The organism is Helicobacter monodelphidis (assembly GCF_003288845.1).
Lineage (GTDB): Bacteria > Campylobacterota > Campylobacteria > Campylobacterales > Helicobacteraceae > NHYN01.
Window position 1 is genome coordinate 12,680 of sequence record NZ_NHYN01000021.1, and the last position, 19,141, is coordinate 31,820.

The following is a 19,141-nucleotide window of genomic DNA, read 5'->3' on the forward strand; positions in this document are numbered from 1 at the left end:
CTTAAAGTATGATAGGTATGATAATTGTAATGAAATCCTGACTTTCAAGCAAGAAAGGGGTATTTGGCTCATTAATTTTAAATTTAAAAGTAGGAGACTGAATGTGGGATAGAAAATCTAGGAGATTCTTTGAATTTAATGCAATGGTAAGTGGTTCTGATAAATTTGTAGGAAATTCTATACTTGTTTCAGCAGTTTCCCCTGCATCAGAATTTAGAGAACAAAAGGTAATTTCATTATTATTAAAAATAACTTTAATATTCTGACTTAAAGATGAGATGAGGCGAATTGAATCTAGAAATGTATCACGTGGTAATTCAAAACTAAATTCTAGGTTTTTGGGTATAATTTTCTGATATTCTGGATATTGTCCATTGATAAGTTTAGAATAAAAGGTAAAGGAAGAATCAAAAATAACAAAATCAGCTTGACTATGATAGATTTTAGCATCTGTGAATTCTATTTTTAGGGATTCTGTTAAAGTTTTTTTAGGGATAATAAAGTGCGTTGGATTTAAATGACAGTCTTGACTAATAATTCCTAAACGACGAGTATCTGTAGCTACAAATTCAATTTTATTATCTTGAATATTAATTAATATACCTGTAATTTCGATTCGTGTTGCTGAATTATCAATAATAGGAAGAGCTTTTTTAAAAGCTGAAAATATATCTGAAATAGGAAAATCAATATAATTAAAATTTGAAAAATCTGGAATTTTTGGAAACTCTTCAGCGATAAAAGTTGGAAGTTTAAAACGGCTTTTGTTTTGCGAAATTTGTAAATTTTCTCCATCTTTTTTAAAATGAATATCACCATTTTTAAGGGTTCGGATAATATCAACGAGTTTTTTACCATTAGCTGTGATTTTACCTTCTTCTTTAATATTAATTGAGGTTTGTGTGATTTTTAAACCCATTTCGTAATCTGTTGCATGAAGTGTTAAAATGCCATTTTGAACTTCTAAAAGAATATGTGCAGTAATTTGACTTGCATCTTTTTTGTCAAGAAAGGGTTGTAATAGGTTTATTAGGGGTTCGATAATTTCTTTTTTAATGCTGAATTGCATTGAATCTCCTTTAAAATATTAGTAATAGTAATAGTAGGCTGGTTGAATATGGGAAAAAATCTGTTTAGCCCCTATTTTAGCGATTTTTGGACATTTTTTACTTGTGAAAAAATGCAGAATTATTCACTTTTAATCCCATTCTTGAATGGATTATAGCGTATTTTGGTTGGTTTTTTGCTTGACTTTAACTTTTAATTCTTCAATCTTTGCTTTAAATTCTTTATTAGCTTTAATTTCTTTTTCAATTGTTTTAAAAGATTTACTCACAGAACTATGATCTTTCATGTTAAAGAATTTTGCTAATTCAGGCATAGAATTTGGTGTAAGACTGCGTGCAATATAAATGACAATGCGCCTTGCATTCACAATTGCTTTATTACGCGACTTACTTGTAATTTCTGACGGTTTAACATTTAAATTTGCAGAGACAATTTCAACAATATGCCCTAATGTAATTTCTTTATCTTCTTTATTGAAGTATTCTTGTAATTGTCCTTTAACTAATTCTAATGTAATCTCTTCTTGTTGGACAATACTTGCTGCAAAATTAATACGTATTAATAGGCCACTAATAACGCGAATATCATCATTTACATTCGTAGCAATATAATATAAAATATCATCATTAATATGGATTCTATCAATTTCACAACGTTGTTTAAGGATTGCAATTTTTGTATCAAGTTCCGGTGGACAAATATCGCAAATCATACCTGAAACAAAACGACTTTTCAGACGTTGGTCAAGATTATTGAGATATTTTGGGTGAACATCTGAAGTTAATACAATCTGTTTTTTATTGCTGTGTAATTCATTAAAAGTTTGGAAGAATTCATTTTGTACCTGTTCTCCTTTTCCAAGAAGTTGTACATCATCAATAAGTAAATAATCACTAGAACGAAATCTTTCTTTGAATTTATCCATTGTTTTGTTTCGAATAGCTTTCACAAATTCATCCATAAATTCGCCACTTGTAATGAAATTCACACTTTTATGGCGTCCAACAAAATTTGCAATAGCATTCAGAAGATGGGTTTTTCCTAAACCTGTTCCACCATGAATTAATAGAGGATTGAATGCCCCTTGTTGCTGTGCAATTTTAAGGGCAGCATTGTAGGGAATGCGATTAGAATCTCCTGTAATAAAAGTATCAAAAGTTGCACTCGGGTCAATTAAACCTTCTTTTTTTATTTTTGCCTGTGTGTTATAAGTAATTGTCTTTTTACGTGCAGAAGAAAGGATAATTTTAACTTTTGTCGCAGTTCCTGACTGTTGCTCATAAAGATAGGCAATGCGACTGCTATATTTTGTGTTAATCCAACGTGCTATTAAAATGTTAGGGGCACTAAAAACTGCTAAATTAGGTTTACTTTCTTCCTCTACAAATTGCAATTGTTTGAGGTATCGTTCATATTCAAAATCATTAATTTCTTCTTTTAATTGGGATAATACTTCTTTTCCAATCAATGTTTGTTCACCTTTCAGATTATTCACATCTGTGAATAAAAGTGGAATAATTGAATAATTGTATCATATTTAGGTAGAATTTGTAATAATAATATTGTGAACAAAACTGTGAATTTAAGTGAAAAATAGGAATAAGATGAATATTTTAGGTATTGACCCGGGTAGTCGGAATTGTGGTTACGCGATTTTATCATTAGAAAATTCAAATAAAAGATTAGTTGAAGCAGGATTGATTAAAATCAAAGAAAGAGTATTGCAATATCAGATTTTAGAATTATGCGAGGGGATAGAACTGGTTTTAAAGCAACATCGTATCGATAGTGTAGCGATTGAGGATATTTTTTATGCTTATAACCCTCAAAGCGTATTGAAGTTAGCACAATTTCGTGGGGCATTATCACTAAAAATTTTGCAAGAAGTAGGAAATTTTTCAGAATATACGCCTTTACAAGTCAAAAAAGCATTAACGGGTAATGGAAAAGCAAAAAAAGAACAGGTTGCTTTTATGGTGGAACGACTATTGGGGATTAAGGGAAAAATTAAACCGCTTGATATAACTGATGCGATTGCGGTTGCAATGACGCATGCACAATGTCTAAGTCACACTTAAATAACCTAAAATAATACTGATAGTTAAGCCGAATATAAAAGTAATGATTGCATTTTTGCGTTTATTTTTAAGATAAACTGTCATAATAATGCCAGAAATATATAATCCAATCATAGCTAAAGAAAAGCCGATAGCAAGGATATTAAAATAGAATTCACCTTTCGCCTTGTGTAATAAAACCATATTTCCCCAAATGGAACGTTGCATGGTGGTGATTTCATGTTGGTTACCCTTTGAATTAAGAGAAACATTATAGGCAATAGAACCCATAGAAAGCTCTCCTTTTTTATTTTTCTCTAAACTCGTTTTATTTGGTACTCGTAAACCTTTTTCCTGCAAAAAGCTAATCATAAACTCTGCCTCTTTTCCTTCAGCAATAATTGCCCTTACTTGGTAGGTTTCTATTTTTGCACCTACATCATCTTTAATGTCAAAGATATATAATGCACCGGTTAAGGCATACATTAGTGCAAGAGGTAAAAAGAAAATGCTAACATATAAGTGGGCATTATGACAAAACTTTTTCATTCAGAAACTCCTTAAAATAGCTTCTTGAGCTAAAAGTATGGGGAATTCTAACAGGAAAATGTGAATTAATTGTGAAGTTGTTATGAAAATCAATTAATTTCTAATATTTTAGAAATAATCAATATAGATAGATTCTTCATTCTTATAAAGAATCAGCGTAGGTAATAAAATTATAAATTATTTTTATGTACATTTAAGGCGGCTGGTGCTTGAGTTGTAGGCATTATTTCTAAACGATTAATATTAATATGTTTTGGGAGGTGAATAACCCATTTTACAGCCTCTGCAATATCTTTTGGCATTAGAGGTGTTGTACCTTCATAGACCTGATTTGCTTTTGCTTCATCACCTTTGAAACGAACTAATGAAAATTCACTACCTCCAGCTAATCCAGGTTCTATATCCGTTACACGAATATTTTTATCGTATAAATCGGCACGTAGATTCAAGCTGAATTGTTTTACAAAAGCCTTTGTTGCACCATAGACATTTCCGCCCGGATATGGATAACTTCCGGCAATAGAACCCATATTGACGATATGACCATATCCACGTTCAACCATCTTTGGAAGTAAGTAATGTGTGAGTGAAACCAAAGCAAGAATATTAGTTTGAATCATTTCTTCCCAGTCGCTAAGAAGCGATTGGTTTGCACTTGTTAAACCCCTTGCAAGCCCTGCATTATTAACAAGCACATCAATCTCCCAATGTCGCTTAATATAAATATCCTCTAAAGCTAATGCTATCGTTTTATTATCATTGACATCAGCAGCAATAAAAGCACAATTTTGCACACCTAATTCTTCTTGTAAAGATTGTAATTTATCTTTACGACGTGCTAAAATGATGACTTTGTCCCCATGGTTAACCAAAGTTCTTGCAATTTCTGCACCAAAACCGCTTGATGCTCCGGTAATAAAAACAACGAACGACATAAAAATCCTTATAGAATATTTCAAAAAGCCTGTTTTTGTCAAGATTCAGAATATGCAATCTTGACAAACAACATTAATTTTTGATTTGTTTAATAAAAGCCTCTTTTTCAAGGTGATATTTGACGCTTTCAAGCACTTTTGTAGCATCTGCCTTAGAGCCATAGGGTCCAATAAGAACACGATAGACGGTTTTGTCATTTACGCTTTCTTCCTGCACTTTGTAGGGTAATTTATAAGACTTTAATTTTTTCGCAAAAGTGCTATCGTCAGAAAATTTTGCAACAGAAGCAGCCTGAATATAGAATATTCCATTAGGGTCACTTTTAATATTCACAATTTTAGGCGGAGTGGCAGGCTGTTTTGGTTCTGCTGGCTTTGGTTTTTCCGCCGGTTTTGGTTCCGTTGTATTCTTAGGTGGAATAACTTCTGTTGGCTTTATTGTTTGTGGAATAGGCTGGTACAAGCTGTCTAAATCTGTTCCCTGTTGTGGTTGTGTTGCACCCGCAATCCCCCCTCCACCTGGTGGTGTAATTGTTGTCGTAGTATTTGGATTTTGGGTAGGACTTGTAGTCGGAATGGTATTATTTCCTCCTTGTATCGGAGGTAATGTACTTGTTGTTGGTGGATTTTTAACTCCTAAATCCTTTTTAATTCTATCGATGGAATCATCAATGCTATTTGGGTTTGGGGTAATTCCTGTAGGACTAAATAAGCCACTATTGTCAGGATTTTTATTTGGGTTTGTTACAGGTGGCGGTGGCGGTGTTGGGCTAGTTTCTGTTGTTGTATTTTCTGAACGCGTGAGAGCATAAATCGCAAACACAATAACTGCAAGCAGAATTACTGCCATCGCAACAACTAAAAAGAGTTTTTTAGAACCTCCCTTGCGTATTTGTTCTTCATTTTCGTCATCGATTATAATGTCATTTAAGTCATCATCTCGCATTTTGTCTCCTCCTTAGTGAATATAAATTGGGATTTACATATGTTTTGCCCATGATGCACCCCTTTCTTTTGCAAAGACATCAAGGGGTAGGGTTAAAATATTAAATTCTCGTGGAATATCAGGGCTTGGAAACATCTTCCATTCCATTGGCATTTTTTGGGAAAGTTTCATTGAGAGTGTTTTAGCTAATTGATAACCTTCTGCTAAGGCAGTATGTCCTTTGTGTACGTAAAGGTGAAGGTGACCATTAGTTTTTGTTTTATAAGCAGTAAAGTTGATAAACCCCTCCTCGCGTAGCAAAAGTTGTGCACGATGCCAAAATCGTTCCGCATTATAACCATTGTAGTCAAAAACAATATTTTCAACAATATCTTTCGCACTAATAAGAGAATGGGCAATGATAATCTTTTTTTGCTGATGATCTTGAATTAAGTTTCTTGTCAAGGGTGATTCAATACATTCAAATTTATTATAAAATATCCTGCCGTTGAATTTAATCTTTGTCCCTAAGCCAGGTTGCTTTATCCAATAATGGTTGCTAATCATTTTGATAAGCGTCATATCCATACTGCTTACTGCCATACTCTCTCCCTTCCTATTAGTTTTAAACCCCTAATCATACCTTAAAAAATCGCTTTTGTGTAGATAGGAAACTTTTTGGAAAATTCCATAATTTCATTTTTAATGTGATGATGTAAGTTTGTATCATCAATACAATCTAAAACATCAGCAATTTTATGGGCAATAAAATCAAATTCACTTTTGTCCATTCCTCTTGCGGTTAATGCAGCAGAGCCAACACGAATACCACTTGTTACAAAAGGACTTCTTTTATCGCCAGGAACGGTATTTTTGTTAACTGTAATTCCACTTTCTCCTAATGCTTTATCCGCATCTTTGCCACTAAAAGGCTTTTCAAGAAATGAAAGCAAAATAAGATGATTATCTGTTCCACCGCTAACGAGATTATATCCCCTTTGTGATAAAGTCTCAGCAAGAATTTTAGCATTTATTTTAACCTTTTGTGCATAAGTTTTCCATTCAGGCTTTAAATTTTCCGCAAATCCCACAGCTTTTGCAGCAATAACATGCATAAGGGGACCACCTTGAATGCCCGGAAAAATTGCTTTATTAATTTTTGTTGCTAATTCTTCATTATTTGTAAGAATTATCCCGCCTCTAGGACCCCTTAATGTTTTATGTGTTGTTGTTGTAACAATATGGCAATATGGAAAAGGATTAGGATATTCTCCTGCTACAACCAATCCAGCAACATGAGCAATATCCCCCATTAAAGTCGCACCAACAGAATCTGCAATTTCTCTGAATTTTTTAAAGTCCAGTTCGCGTGGATAAGCACTAAAGCCACATACAATAATTTTAGGTTTAACAATTTCTGCAATTTCTGCAACCTTGTTATAGTTAATTCTTCCATCAAGCTCCACACCATAAGAAAAGCTTTGATAAGTTTGACCGCTAACACTCACACTTGCACCATGTGTTAAATGTCCTCCATGACTTAAACTCATACCTAAGATTTTATCATAAGGCTTTAATAGTGCAGTATATACAGCTGTATTTGCTTGACTTCCAGAATGTGGTTGGACATTCGCAAATTCACAACCAAAAAGTTTTTTAGCACGTTCAATCGCAAGTTCTTCAATTTTATCAACAAACTCACAACCACCATAATAACGTTTATAAGGGTAGCCTTCGGCATATTTATTTGTCAGAATGCTACCCATTGCTTCCATTACGCTTGGAAAGGTAAAATTTTCACTTGCAATCATTTCAAGATGATGGGTTTGTCTGTCCCATTCCTGTTGAATAAGATTAAAAATTTCTGAATCTTGCTTTAATGCGTATTCCATTACTCTGCTCCTTTGGATTCTTGATTTTCGTGTTTTTGAGGTTTTAGTGCAGGAAATAATATCACATCTTTGATAGAATGATTTTGTGTTAAAAGCATCACGAGCCTATCAATTCCTATTCCTTCTCCTGCAACGGGCGGCATTCCATACCCTAAAGCTTGAATATAGTCTTCATCCATACTTTGAGCTTCCTCATCACCAGCTACTTTTGCTTCCATTTGCAATTGAAAACGTTTGAATTGGTCTAATGGGTCATTGAGTTCGCTAAAACCGTTAGCAATCTCCTTGCCATCAATAAATAATTCAAAGCGGTCGGCGATCTCTGAATTATTGTCATTGCGTCTTGCCAGTGGGCTGATGGCAATGGGAAATTCTGTGATGAAAGTTGGTTCAATGAGCTTATCCTCTACAAAAGCATCAAAAGCCTCTCCTTGCAACTTTCCTAATTCAAGATTTTCTTCTATTTTGATTCCATGTTGCTTGAGATAAATATAAAGCTGATGGGCATCCTCAATAATATCTGCAGGGATTTGTCCAATCGTTTTTAATGCCTCTTTATAGGTGATTCGCTTAAATTGTGTTAATGGAATATTACCGTTATCGCCTTTAATAATATTCGGCAGATTGAGATTTTTTACTAAAAAGCACATTAAATCTTGTGTTAAATCCATAAGTTCGTGATAATTTTTATATGCCCAATAAAACTCAATCATTGTGAATTCAGGATTGTGTGAGTGATCCATTCCTTCATTTCTGAAATTACGATTAATTTCAAAAATAGCTTCAAAACCACCGACAATTAGACGTTTCAAATAGAGTTCAGGTGCGATGCGTAAGAATCGGTCTACACCTAATGCATTGTGGTGAGTAATAAATGGCTTTGCGTTAGCTCCACCGGAAATGGGATGCATCATTGGTGTTTCAACTTCAAGAAAGCTCCTTTCTTCAAAGAATTTTCGAATTAGTGAAATAATTGCACTGCGTGTACGAAAGACATTTTTAACTTCTTGATTCATAATTAAATCCAAGTAACGTTGTCGGTAACGCAATTCAACATCTACTAAGCCATGATATTTCTCCGGCAAAGGGATAATTGCTTTTGTGAGAATTTTGAATTCTATGGCATGGATAGAGAGTTCTCCTGTCTTAGTACAAAAGGGAAATCCAGAAATAGCGACAATATCGCCCACTTCAGCCATTTTTTTAAAGTAATTAAAGTCTTCCCCTAAATCATTCGAGGAAAGATAGGCTTGCAAAATACCGCTATCATCTTCAATTTTGATGAATGCTGCTTTACCCATTAAACGAGAAAAACGGATTCTTCCTACAACAGATTCAATCTCTTGCGGTAAAGTTTGTTCCCCTTGCGGTCTTTTTTGAATGTGAGCAAATTTATCCAAAAAAGCATGATTATGAATGCTACGTTTACAGAGGTTATCATAAGGGTTTTTACCCATTTCACGCATTTGAGATGATTTTTCAATACGTTGTTGAATATATTGGTTATCTAAAAAATGTACCATAAAAATCCTTTTATTTTGGCTGGTTTTCTGTCACGCTATTAATGCTTTCTTCTGCATTCTTTGTCATTTGCTGGATAGGTTCAGTATGCACAACCCAGCTACCGGCTTTAAGTAAAACAGGATAAAGCTTGCTGTTTTGTGTATAACGTTCCATAGAAGTTCTTGTAAATTCAATCATGCTGAACGCAAAAACAATGACAGCAATGACCATAAAAATTTTAATGCTTGCAAAAACAACACCCAATAAGCGATCAACTGTGCTTAAGGCACTTGCACGTACGAGTTTTAATATCATCTCTGAAATGATAACCATACCAATCCATATCGCACCTAATACAACAACAAAGCCAATAATTGAGGTGAGTGCCTCATTTGTAAAGTTCCAAATTGTATTACTAATCCAATTTCCTACGCCATCTTTATATAAAAATGCTGCATATACGCCACCAATAATACCGATAAGCCCACACAATTCCTTAACAAAGCCATTAAAAAATCCCTTAGCCCCTAGCAGTAGAATTAAGATCGTTAACGCAATGTCTATATAATTCAAGCCCTCAAGAAATCCCATATTTTTTACTCCCACAAACAAAAACTCAAAATATTAATATGAATAATTTTTAGAATTCTACACTATTATAGCTTATAAAGTTGCGTTATTTTAGACGGAACTTTATTCTATTAATGAAATATGCTAGAATTTTACAGAAATTTTGAAGTAAATAGCAAGGAAAGAGAATGGCAACCAAAGAACATACTTTTGATCTTTCAGCAAAAGTAGATATTCAAGAATTGAAAAATGCGATTGAACAAACAAAGAAAGAAATAGACAATCGATATGATTTTAAAAATGATTCAGTCAAAGAAATTCAATTTGATGAAAAGCATAAAGCTATTACAATTACTGCAACAAGTGATAACAAATTAAATGCGATTCAAGATGTGTTACATTCTAAACTGACTAAACGTTCACTTTCTCTCAAGACATTAACAGAAAGCAAGAGAGAATCTGCAAGTGGTGGGAATATGCGCCTAGTTTTAAATGTAAATGATACACTTAAAGATGACGACATACGCAAGATTAATCAGCTAATCAAGAAGCAGAATTTTAAAGTAGTCTCTAATATAATGGGTAATGAAATTCGTTTTAAGTCTAAGAGTATTGATGAATTGCAATCTGTTATTGCTTTTTTAAAAGGTGCAGAAATTGAATCCCCTCTATCTTTTTCTAATTTCAAATAATTTGATTCGTAAAATTGCTAAGGGGTTAGTTGCTGCGATTTGTTTGTCGCTCTTTATTTACTTATATCACTTTGGTGTTCGTAACATTTGGGTTTATACTATTTTGGGTATTTTTTCATTGTTTTATTATCTAAAAAGTGATCGTTCCTATCGTTTTTTCTTTGGTTTTTTTGTGGGTATTCTTTGGTTTTATTGGGTACCTTTTAGCTTTCGATTCTTCGGAGTTGACTATTTAATACCTCTTGCTGTTGTTGGCATAGGTATATTTTATGGGCTTTTATTTTATATTGTTTTATATTTTCAAAATGTTTGGTATCGTGCGATATTACTCTTTTTTTTGCCTTATTTTGCACCTTTTGGTTTTGATTGGTTAAATCTACGTGCGGCCTTTGTGTTGACGCCGCTGAATATTTCAAATATTGGGTATGCTTTAATTATTTTAAGTATTGTTTTGATGGTGCATCTGAAAGGGAGTTATCGTTTATTATCTGTTCTTGTGCTTATATTCTCTTTGCTATTGTTTCCTAAACCAGAAGCAATTCCTTCCCCGCCTATTAAAATCGAAATTGTTTCAACAGATATTCCTCAAGGTATGCGTTGGCAGAAAGATAACACAGATATTATTGAAAATAATTTTAAATATATTGATGAAGCAATTTTAGCCAATCAAGAAGTTGTTATTCTCCCGGAAACGGCTTTTCCGATGAATTTGGAGTATGATAAAAATCTTGTACAAAGGCTTTTGCAGAAAAGTAAAAGTATTGCGATTGTAACAGGGGCAATTTATATAACAGAAATAAACAATAAAAAGGAAACTTTTAATAGTTTGTATGTTTTTAATAATGGTCGTATGCAAAGGGTAGATAAGAGTGTTCTAGTGCCTTTTGGAGAGTATATGCCTATGCCATTATTTTTAAAAGAGCAACTTTTAAAGTTTTTAAATATCGGTGAATTTAGGGCAGGTAAGACGCCTCCTATTGATATTCAGATTGGTGGGGAGCTTTTTCGTATGGCAATTTGTTACGAAGCGACACAAGAGAAGTTTTTTATCAATTCTCCAAAATATATGATTGCCATTAGTAATAATGCATGGTTTACACCTAGTATTCAACCCTCTTTGCAAGAATTATTAATGCTGATGTGGGGTAAAATTTATCAAACAATGATTTTTCATAGTTCTAATGGTGCTGAAAGTTTGGTGCTTATTCCTCACCTAGAAGGCTGATTAATTCAATCTATAGCGTATTTATCCTGTTTACATATCGTTTTTATTGTGATATACTCCTAGAACTTGATTAAAATGGAGCAGAGGTGAAGCAAGCAAAAAAGATTTTCTATTGTACCCTAACAAATACATTCTATCGCGAGTGTCAACCCATTGCACCACCCTCCCCTTTTTCTTGTGTCTGCTTAGTTTTACCTTCGAAATATTTACTAATTGCCCATATTCCAACAGAAATTGCTATTAAAAATCAAGATGACCTTTTGTATCAAGCTGCTTTTGAAGAATTAGGTTTAAGTCTTGAGTCTGAATATAGTTTCAAAAATATGCAGGTTAATCAGCAAAGTATCGCGTATTTATATCCAAAATCAATTAGCTATCCATCATTTTCTTCTCTTAAAGAGAAAGTAACTTGCATTTATCTAGCGATTCCCGAAATTATGCTTTTTATTCCTTTTTTTAAACAGATTCCAATTCACACAACAAATTTATTTCTGCTCCTTGATAGGGAATTAATTTTTAGTGTTTTTGTGGGTGGAGAAATTTATTTTTTGCAAGAAATTCAAGCAAAAATTCCTGAGCGTGAAGAGGAATATGGCGAGATGCTTTTTAAAATTCAAGAAATTTTTTCCACATTAAATTTCTTGAACATTCAGATTGACTCAGTTTATGTTTTTTCTCCCCAATTAAATCAGACAAATCTTTGTTCCTTTTTTCAAGAACAATATGGGTTGTCTGTGCAAGATATTTATGCAAGCCCATTTGCAGAGAATTTATTAACACAAAATCATAGTTTTTGTATTCGAGATCTTTCCTATCTAGTCCATAATCATTATGGCGTATTGGAGTTAGAATGCCAGAAAAAGAGTTATCGTCATATAAAAATTTTAGGCTTACTTTTTATATTTGTGCTTCTTGTAACCCTACTACCCCAAATATGGCATATTTCTAAAAATGTGATGCAATTATGGGAAATTGAGCAACATTTAGAAGAGGAGATTTTAGCCCAAGAAGACTACAATATTGAACATAATGAAATTTTGTTGCAAAAAATTAGGGAAGGTGAATTTGATTTGAGTCGCCTTTCTGCTGAAGATATTTATCAAATTTATTCCATTCTCTTTTATCAAGAATGGAGGGAAAATACCAAGCATCTTTCTGTTTATTTGGATGAAATTTTGTATTTTGCAATAGAATGCAACCTTTTTATTCAAAGACTTTCTTTTTCTCACAAAAATCATTCTCAAGTGATATTATTGAATCTTTTTAGTCAGGACAATGCCCAAATTGTGAATTTTATTGAGAAGATTCAACGCACAAACCATTATAAACACGCCTTTATTCATCATACAACATTAGAAAACCAGCGATATTCATCGTTGGTGGAAATTCTATTATGAGGCATTATCTTGTAAGCTTCATCTATTATTTGAGCTATTATTCAAATATTGTTAACGGCTATGTGGAATCTAAAAAAACAAGCGAAAAGATCATTTTGTATGCTTTGTTTGTTGCTTTTGTTTGGGTATTGAGCTATGCTTATTTACAGCCTATATTTCTTGCTTTTAGTCAGCAAATGCAACAAGAAATTCTTTATAAAAAAGATCATGCGGAATCTGAAAAAAATCAAAAATTAGCATTGAGACAAATTCAAAATACATATGAAACAATCGAAAAAATTCTCCAAAAAATAGAAGAGGAAAGTTTAGAAATTCAACAACAAAGTAGAATATGGAAAAATATTCTTTCAGAAATTTCTAAGATTCTTATTACATTACAAATCAATAAAGATAAAATGAGTGTACATCGCGAAGATATGCGTATGAATTTATCAGGCTATTTGAATGCAACGCAAATTCTTGTTTTAATTGAGCATATTCAAAACCATATCCCTTTGGTGGATATTGTTAATTTACAGATGGAAGCTAGGGAGAATCGTTTATTTTATCAGCTTGAGTTTCAAAATGTTATGCAATATATTCCCCCTAGAAATATGCATATTACAGATAGTGAATGGGTTGCACGTTTTTTGGAGACAAAAGAGTTTTTGGAAGAACTTAAACCCGTTGTTTTACGAAATATTGATGCAAGTTTTGCTTTGCAGGATTTAAAACCCATTCAACCTGCCCATCAAACAGAAATTATTGTACAGGCGATTTTGGGTGAGCAAATTAAAATCAATCATCTTTGGCTACAAAAAGGTGATTCATTAGGTGATTTTCAAATTATAGATATACAAGAATGCGGTGTTATTTTAAGAGATAAGCAACAACAAGAAGAATGCTATCCTTTATATCTTAAAAATACGCCTAATTATTTGTTGGAGAAGTGATGAGGACAATTTTATGGATATTTGTGTTGAGTATGAGTCTTTATGCGGAATGTGTTGATAAAAAAATTTCATTGACAAGCAATGCTGAAACTTCAATTTATGATTTATTATTTCAGTTAGGAAGGCAATGTGGCTTAAGTATTGTCATTAAAGATAAATTTTCTCAAGAGAAGTTGGAATCAGAAAAACCTTTTTTGCACATTAAACAACAGCCACTTCAATCAGTTTTGCATCTACTTATCGCAGAAAATGGGTTCTTTTATGAATTTAATCAAAATATCTTAAAAGTTTCTTCTCATCAAACGCGAACTTTTAAAATCAATTATATTGCAACCGACCGTAGTAGCGTGAGTAGCACAGAGGTTTCAATTAGCCGTAATGATGACAATATGAATTATACAAATACACTTCAGGGTAATATTTTTGAAAAAAGTGGCGGAAGTCGTTCGGGTGTAAATATTACAGCAGAAGATAATTTTAAATTTTGGGAACAAATTGAAAGAGAGATATTTTCTATTTTGCACAGACCCGGCGATACAATGCTTCCTGTGCAAGATGAAAATGTCTCACAGGTTGTTATTAACAAACCCGCCGGATTGATTACAATCACCGGCAATAAATCACAAATGGAACGTGTAGAAACCTACATTCAAAAGCTCCAAAAGCACCTTTCTTTTCAGGTGATGATTGATGTATCAATCCTCAATGTGAGACATAACAATAGCCACACAATCGGTGTAGACTGGAATCAGCTTTATAATTTGCAAAATATTTTAATTACCTCTCAAGCTAAAGATAACGATATTCCACAAGTTAATAATAAAATCAATTATTCTGTGAATATTTTTCCTTACGATACAACATTAAACCGTGTGGTTGAGTTCTTAGATAGCTATGGAAATGTTCGCACACTTTCAAATCCTAAACTTTTGACACTCAATAATCAACCCGCTATGATTAGTGTTGGCGATGTAATTCGCTACAGAAAAAGTACAGTCTTCCAAAGCAGCCATTCTTCATCAATGACAAATACAAATACAGACACAGAATATCCATCAGTTTTTGCAGGGGTTTTATTGGACATTACTCCAGCGATTTTTGAGAAAGAAATTATGTTAAAAATTAATCCATCCATCACAAGACTTAAGGGCAAAGATGTGGAGAATGCTGCTCAAGCCCTAGATTCTCCACCCAATTTGAGTGCTAATCAGCTTTCTTCCATTGTTAAAGTGAAAGATGGAGAAAAAGTTATTATTGGTGGATTAATCAGTAAATCCAATCAGTTAGAACAAAATTCCATTCCTATTTTAGGTTCTATTCCTTTGCTTAAATATCTATTTTCTTATGAAAAAATGGTTGAAATTACAGAAGAAATGGTAATTGTAATTACACCACGTATCCTCTCTATTCAGCCTATTTCTGCAGAGGATTTAAATTATACCCACAAGGAAGAATGATGGATTGGCAAACACATTATAAAGAATGTTTACTAGGTCATACGACCCCTGCTGAAATTCTTGCACAATATGATGAGGAAACAATGTTGCAAGAATTTTCTGATTTAAGTCAAATGCCTATCGTCAAGTATGATGATATAGAGTTAGATTTTCGTATTCTTAAGCACATCTCGCTCTATCAGATGAATAAATTTTGTGTAATTCCTTATCGTCAAGAAAAAGATAGCATATATCTTGCTTCTTTGAATCCGCTTAATCCTATTATGAGAGAGAACTTAAGAAAAGCTTTTAAAGAAGAATGTATTTTCTGTTGGATTCGACAAGAAGATTTTTCACTTCTTTTAGAGCAAGTTAAGAGAGAAGAAACAATTTCCCAAATGATTGGACAGATTTTTTTGGAATTGCAACACAAGAAGGAATCTGAATTAGGACAACATTCAAGCTTGATGAATTTTATATTGTTTATTTTTGAAGATGCGATAACATTGCAATCTAGCGATATTCATATTGAAGTGATTAATCAAAAGTGTGTCATTCGTTTTCGTGTTGATGGGTTTTTGTTGCAAAGATTTTGCTTAGATGAGAATGTATTTTCCTTGCTTTGTTCACGATTAAAGTTGTTGGCTAATTTAGATATTTCAGAGCGTAGAAAAGGGCAAGATGGTCGCTTTAGCCTAGAAATTAATGTCTGTGGGCAATCTATTCCATTTGATTTTAGAATTTCGACTATGCCATTATTAGAGCAAGAATCTATTGTGATCCGGATTTTGGATAAGGGTCAGTTCACATTCAGCTTAGATACTTTAGGTATTTCGCCATACAATGTGCAAATTATAAAGAATGTCGCACAAAAACACAATGGTATTATTTTTATAACAGGACCTACAGGTAGCGGAAAAACCACAACACTTTACGCATTGATTCAACATCTCAATAATGGATATCAAAAAATTATCAGCATAGAAGATCCGATTGAATATCAACTGCAGGGTGTTTCTCAGGTCTTGATTAATGAGAAAATCCAATATGGTTTTTCGGTTGTATTGAGGAATATTTTAAGGCAGGATCCAGATGTAATTATGATTGGTGAGATTCGTGATCAAGAGACTTTAAGACTTGCATTGCAAGCCTCTTTAACAGGGCATTTGGTGCTTTCTTCATTGCATACAAATGATTCCTTTAGTGGTATTACACGTCTTTTAGACATGGGAATTGAACCCTATTTTATCGCTGAATCAGTACTGATGATAGAGGCACAGAGGCTATTAAAGAGACTATGCCCGCATTGTCGCTATAGCTATACGCTCAAAAATTCAGAAAACCCCTTTGGGTTGGGAGAAAATGAGGTTTTTTTTAAATCAACAGGTTGCCATCATTGCAATAAACGTGGATTTAAGGGACGCGAGATTATTACGGAATCTTTAGTGATGAATGCTGAAATTCAAGAGGCAGTTTTAGGAGGGGCAAATCGCCAAACATTGTTACAAATTTCCCAAAAATATTGTTTCCGATCTTTATTTGACGATGGGGTAAGAAAAGCGAAACAAGGTTTAGTTACTCTGGAAGAATTATATCGAGTTGTATTGTGAAAAAATTTGAAATACTTTATTCTTTGCAGGGCGTACAACATAAAAAGGTAATCGTTTCAGAGAATCGTACACAGGCGATTAAAGAATTTTCCGCATTTCCACATTCACAGATTATCCGAGTGACAGAGGTTAAAAAAGGAATAAAGGATTATTTTCCAGCATCAGTATCCAAGCTAATACAAAAACGTATCTCAAGTACAGATTTAAGCTATGTACTCTATCAGTTTGGCATTATGCTTGAGGCAGGAATTTCGATTTATACGACATTGCACCATATTGCCCATTCTTCGGCACATCCTAAAATCCAAACAATATTTGCACGCATTCTTGAGCAAGTCGAAAGTGGAAAAAGCCTTGCAGATTCTATGGCAGAATTTCAAGAAGAATTTGGTTCTTTGGGCATTGCTCTTGTAAAGATTGGCGAGAAAAGTGGCAATCTTGCACAGATGATTTTTATTTTTGTGGAATTCTTGAGGATAAAGAATGAAAATACCAAAAAAGTGAAAAATGCCCTAGCTTACCCACTTTTTTTAATTGCTTCTATGATGGGTGCTATTATTGTTATGTTTGCCTATGTATTGCCACAATTCAAAATTCTTTTTCAAAGTTTTAATAAAAAACTACCTACAATTACAGAAATTTTATTTCAGATAGAATCCGTTTTTAGTGTAACTATCCCCTATGTTATTTTTATTGCTACTGGAATAATGGTTGTTGTATCAATTGTATTGCAAAAAAGCCCACATTTGCAGTATCTTAAAGATAGCTCTATTCTTAAAATTCCTATTTTGGGTAAAGTAATTCTTTTTAATCACATGTATCGTTATTTTGAGACAATGCGCCTGCTTTTTTCTTCGGGCTATCCTTTTTTGGATATGATTTCCCTTTCATCAGAAATGATTGACAATCGTTTTTTAAAATTAAAAATCCAGCAAATGAAAGAATATTTAGCACTTGGCAATCCCCTTAAAGATTCTATGCAAAGGATTCATATTTTTGAAGCAAATATTTTAGAGCTTATTAAGGTAGGTGAGGAAAGTGGGGAATTAGAAAAAATGATGGACTTATCAGCAAAAATTTATAAAGAAAAAGCGGAGAGTAGACAAAAAGCAATGCTTGCAAGCATTGAGCCTATTTTGACCCTTTTTCTTGCAGCCTTGGTTTTGATACTTGCATTAGGAATCTTTATGCCAATGTGGGAATTAAATAGTAGCTTTTAAGGGTTTTACAATCCGTAACATCCCCCTAACTAAAAATATAAATTTTAATATTTTTTAGAAAATAAATAAGAAATATATTTTAAAATGAATCATTACATTATTTTATGTAAAACTTTATTATTAGGATCTTTTATGGCGGAATTTAAAATAGATACAAATGGCGTGCAATATTTTGAGCATGAGGGGATAAAGATTGGTATTGGAGGAAATGGAGAAATCACCAGCGATACCATTCCTTTAGAAGGTCTAATGCAAGCTGTTGAGGAAATTCAACAAGCACAGGCTGCACAAGCACAAGGTAGAGCGTTCCCGATTGAAAGTATTAGGATTATGCGTGTGTGGTCAAGCGAAAAAGGTTTTGATCCTATTGATCGTGGTCAAATGACTACCAATGAAAATCATGGTGGACGCATAGAGGTAGAAACTTTTATGCGTGGTGATGGCAGTGTAGATGGCTTTGTAAATGGAAGTCATATTCGCCCTTATAAGAGCGGTGGCGACTCCTATAGTGGCTGGTATCATTATTGGGATCTAGGCATTAGAGAGAATGCCTATTTTGAGTTTAGGGCTCATCCATGGAATAATATACTTGAGCAATGGTCAGTTGGTCTTAGTATTCTGTAAAATCTTGCCTCCGCAAGGGGGCTACCCATTCTTAGAATAAACTTCTTGCATTGTATTTCTAAATTCAGTGAGGATTCTTTTGTCCTTTTGCACCTGTTCTATAGAATTACCACTTGTATTGTCAATAGCTATCTCGAGACTTTTATTAATTATTTTAAAGAATTCATTCATAATATTTTCTTTGCTTGTAGAATTAAAAAAAGGAAGTTCTATACCTTGATCCCGTGCACCAAGAGGAGTTCCTGTGTGGAGTTTTGATTGTCTTGCTTCATGCTGAAAGTATTCGATATATAAAACACTCTTCTCCTCAAAGCTAAGTGTTTGCCAATAATCACTTGCCGCCCTTGCTTCTTCTGTTAGTCCTACTTTATTAAGTTCCACTGCCCAAGGATTGCCAACTCCAGAACTTAAACGCCAATCTCGCTTGGGGTCACGTTCAAAATAAGCTGTTACTTCTCCTTTTTCATCAAAAACAATTTCATTTCTTCTCAGTGCTTCTGCAACTT

The 19,141-nt window shown here is 33.4% G+C and carries 19 protein-coding genes; 9 read left to right on the forward strand and 10 right to left on the reverse strand.

Annotated elements, in window-relative coordinates; all coding sequences use genetic code 11:
- Position 1: 1 nt before the first annotated feature.
- Both dnaN and dnaA read right to left on the reverse strand, forming a co-directional pair.
- Positions 2-1,069 (reverse strand): DNA polymerase III subunit beta, encoded by a 1,068-nt coding sequence (gene dnaN, locus CCZ01_RS08305; protein ID WP_112052757.1) that lies wholly within the window; start codon positions 1,067-1,069, stop codon positions 2-4.
- A gap of 150 nt (positions 1,070-1,219) precedes the next feature.
- Positions 1,220-2,536, reverse strand: coding sequence for a chromosomal replication initiator protein DnaA (dnaA, locus tag CCZ01_RS08310; RefSeq protein ID WP_112052758.1), 1,317 nt, complete (start codon positions 2,534-2,536; stop codon positions 1,220-1,222).
- A 136-nt stretch (positions 2,537-2,672) separates the two neighbouring features.
- Here dnaA and ruvC point away from each other — a divergent pair, with 136 nt between their 5' ends.
- Positions 2,673-3,146 (forward strand): crossover junction endodeoxyribonuclease RuvC, encoded by a 474-nt coding sequence (gene ruvC, locus CCZ01_RS08315; protein ID WP_112052759.1) that lies wholly within the window; start codon positions 2,673-2,675, stop codon positions 3,144-3,146.
- On the opposite strand, the gene CCZ01_RS08320 is transcribed toward ruvC, so the two are convergent.
- From CCZ01_RS08320 to CCZ01_RS08350, 7 genes are all read right to left on the reverse strand, one after another.
- Entirely contained in the window at positions 3,132-3,674 is a 543-nt protein-coding gene (locus CCZ01_RS08320) for a hypothetical protein (protein ID WP_112052760.1), read from the reverse strand. The two genes, ruvC and CCZ01_RS08320, sit on opposite strands and share 15 nt — an antisense overlap.
- A 170-nt stretch (positions 3,675-3,844) precedes the next feature.
- The gene (locus CCZ01_RS08325) at positions 3,845-4,609 is read right to left on the reverse strand and encodes an SDR family NAD(P)-dependent oxidoreductase (RefSeq protein ID WP_112052761.1); all 765 of its coding nucleotides are present in this window, start codon (positions 4,607-4,609) and stop codon (positions 3,845-3,847) included.
- 73 nt (positions 4,610-4,682) lie between these two features.
- On the reverse strand, positions 4,683-5,555 hold the full coding sequence (locus CCZ01_RS08330) for an SPOR domain-containing protein (protein ID WP_112052762.1): 873 nt from the start codon (positions 5,553-5,555) through the stop codon (positions 4,683-4,685).
- A 33-nt stretch (positions 5,556-5,588) separates the two neighbouring features.
- Positions 5,589-6,137: a DUF1882 domain-containing protein gene (locus tag CCZ01_RS08335; protein ID WP_112052763.1), complete on the reverse strand. Its 549-nt coding sequence runs from the start codon at positions 6,135-6,137 to the stop codon at positions 5,589-5,591.
- A 41-nt stretch (positions 6,138-6,178) separates the two neighbouring features.
- Positions 6,179-7,426 carry a serine hydroxymethyltransferase gene (locus CCZ01_RS08340; RefSeq protein WP_112052764.1) on the reverse strand — a complete coding sequence of 416 codons (1,248 nt, stop codon included), beginning with the start codon at positions 7,424-7,426 and terminating at the stop codon, positions 6,179-6,181.
- Positions 7,426-8,949: a lysine--tRNA ligase gene (gene lysS / locus CCZ01_RS08345; RefSeq protein WP_112052765.1), complete on the reverse strand. Its 1,524-nt coding sequence runs from the start codon at positions 8,947-8,949 to the stop codon at positions 7,426-7,428. The genes CCZ01_RS08340 and lysS overlap by 1 nt, the downstream gene beginning before the upstream one ends.
- A 10-nt stretch (positions 8,950-8,959) precedes the next feature.
- Complete coding sequence (locus tag CCZ01_RS08350) at positions 8,960-9,520, reverse strand: CvpA family protein (RefSeq protein WP_112052766.1); 561 nt, start codon at positions 9,518-9,520, stop codon at positions 8,960-8,962.
- Positions 9,521-9,687: 167 nt separating this feature from the next.
- On the opposite strand from CCZ01_RS08350, the gene CCZ01_RS08355 reads away from it, so the two are divergent.
- From CCZ01_RS08355 to CCZ01_RS08390, 8 genes are all read left to right on the forward strand, one after another.
- Positions 9,688-10,191 carry a YajQ family cyclic di-GMP-binding protein gene (locus CCZ01_RS08355; RefSeq protein WP_112052767.1) on the forward strand — a complete coding sequence of 168 codons (504 nt, stop codon included), beginning with the start codon at positions 9,688-9,690 and terminating at the stop codon, positions 10,189-10,191.
- Positions 10,157-11,416: an apolipoprotein N-acyltransferase gene (lnt, locus tag CCZ01_RS08360; protein ID WP_181566375.1), complete on the forward strand. Its 1,260-nt coding sequence runs from the start codon at positions 10,157-10,159 to the stop codon at positions 11,414-11,416. Before CCZ01_RS08355 ends, lnt begins: the two co-directional genes overlap by 35 nt.
- 86 nt (positions 11,417-11,502) lie before the next feature.
- On the forward strand, positions 11,503-12,813 hold the full coding sequence (locus CCZ01_RS08365; protein WP_112052769.1) for a hypothetical protein: 1,311 nt from the start codon (positions 11,503-11,505) through the stop codon (positions 12,811-12,813).
- On the forward strand, positions 12,810-13,745 hold the full coding sequence (locus CCZ01_RS08370; RefSeq protein WP_112052770.1) for a hypothetical protein: 936 nt from the start codon (positions 12,810-12,812) through the stop codon (positions 13,743-13,745). Before CCZ01_RS08365 ends, CCZ01_RS08370 begins: the two co-directional genes overlap by 4 nt.
- A complete protein-coding gene (mshL, locus tag CCZ01_RS08375; protein WP_112052771.1) occupies positions 13,745-15,202 on the forward strand; it encodes a pilus (MSHA type) biogenesis protein MshL in 1,458 nt (485 codons plus the stop codon). The genes CCZ01_RS08370 and mshL overlap by 1 nt, the downstream gene beginning before the upstream one ends.
- On the forward strand, positions 15,199-16,791 hold the full coding sequence (locus tag CCZ01_RS08380) for a GspE/PulE family protein (RefSeq protein ID WP_112052772.1): 1,593 nt from the start codon (positions 15,199-15,201) through the stop codon (positions 16,789-16,791). The genes mshL and CCZ01_RS08380 overlap by 4 nt, the downstream gene beginning before the upstream one ends.
- The gene (locus tag CCZ01_RS08385; protein WP_112052773.1) at positions 16,788-18,011 is read left to right on the forward strand and encodes a type II secretion system F family protein; all 1,224 of its coding nucleotides are present in this window, start codon (positions 16,788-16,790) and stop codon (positions 18,009-18,011) included. Before CCZ01_RS08380 ends, CCZ01_RS08385 begins: the two co-directional genes overlap by 4 nt.
- Positions 18,012-18,143: 132 nt before the next feature.
- Positions 18,144-18,635: a DUF4879 domain-containing protein gene (locus CCZ01_RS08390; protein WP_181566376.1), complete on the forward strand. Its 492-nt coding sequence runs from the start codon at positions 18,144-18,146 to the stop codon at positions 18,633-18,635.
- Positions 18,636-18,656: 21 nt separating this feature from the next.
- Here CCZ01_RS08390 and CCZ01_RS10470 read toward each other — a convergent pair.
- A partial coding sequence (locus CCZ01_RS10470) for a hypothetical protein (RefSeq protein WP_181566377.1) occupies positions 18,657-19,141 on the reverse strand: 485 nt, incomplete at its 5' end.

Coding starts and splice junctions, on each gene's coding strand:
- dnaN (WP_112052757.1), bottom strand. CDS start 1,069: ATGCAATTCAGCATTAAAAAAGAAATTATCGAACCCCTAATAAACCTA.
- ruvC (WP_112052759.1), top strand. CDS start 2,673: ATGAATATTTTAGGTATTGACCCGGGTAGTCGGAATTGTGGTTACGCG.
- CCZ01_RS08320 (WP_112052760.1), bottom strand. CDS start 3,674: ATGAAAAAGTTTTGTCATAATGCCCACTTATATGTTAGCATTTTCTTT.
- CCZ01_RS08325 (WP_112052761.1), bottom strand. CDS start 4,609: ATGTCGTTCGTTGTTTTTATTACCGGAGCATCAAGCGGTTTTGGTGCA.
- CCZ01_RS08330 (WP_112052762.1), bottom strand. CDS start 5,555: ATGCGAGATGATGACTTAAATGACATTATAATCGATGACGAAAATGAA.
- CCZ01_RS08335 (WP_112052763.1), bottom strand. CDS start 6,137: ATGGCAGTAAGCAGTATGGATATGACGCTTATCAAAATGATTAGCAAC.
- CCZ01_RS08340 (WP_112052764.1), bottom strand. CDS start 7,426: ATGGAATACGCATTAAAGCAAGATTCAGAAATTTTTAATCTTATTCAA.
- lysS (WP_112052765.1), bottom strand. CDS start 8,949: ATGGTACATTTTTTAGATAACCAATATATTCAACAACGTATTGAAAAA.
- CCZ01_RS08350 (WP_112052766.1), bottom strand. CDS start 9,520: ATGGGATTTCTTGAGGGCTTGAATTATATAGACATTGCGTTAACGATC.
- CCZ01_RS08355 (WP_112052767.1), top strand. CDS start 9,688: ATGGCAACCAAAGAACATACTTTTGATCTTTCAGCAAAAGTAGATATT.
- CCZ01_RS08370 (WP_112052770.1), top strand. CDS start 12,810: ATGAGGCATTATCTTGTAAGCTTCATCTATTATTTGAGCTATTATTCA.
- mshL (WP_112052771.1), top strand. CDS start 13,745: ATGAGGACAATTTTATGGATATTTGTGTTGAGTATGAGTCTTTATGCG.
- CCZ01_RS08380 (WP_112052772.1), top strand. CDS start 15,199: ATGATGGATTGGCAAACACATTATAAAGAATGTTTACTAGGTCATACG.
- CCZ01_RS08390 (WP_181566376.1), top strand. CDS start 18,144: ATGGCGGAATTTAAAATAGATACAAATGGCGTGCAATATTTTGAGCAT.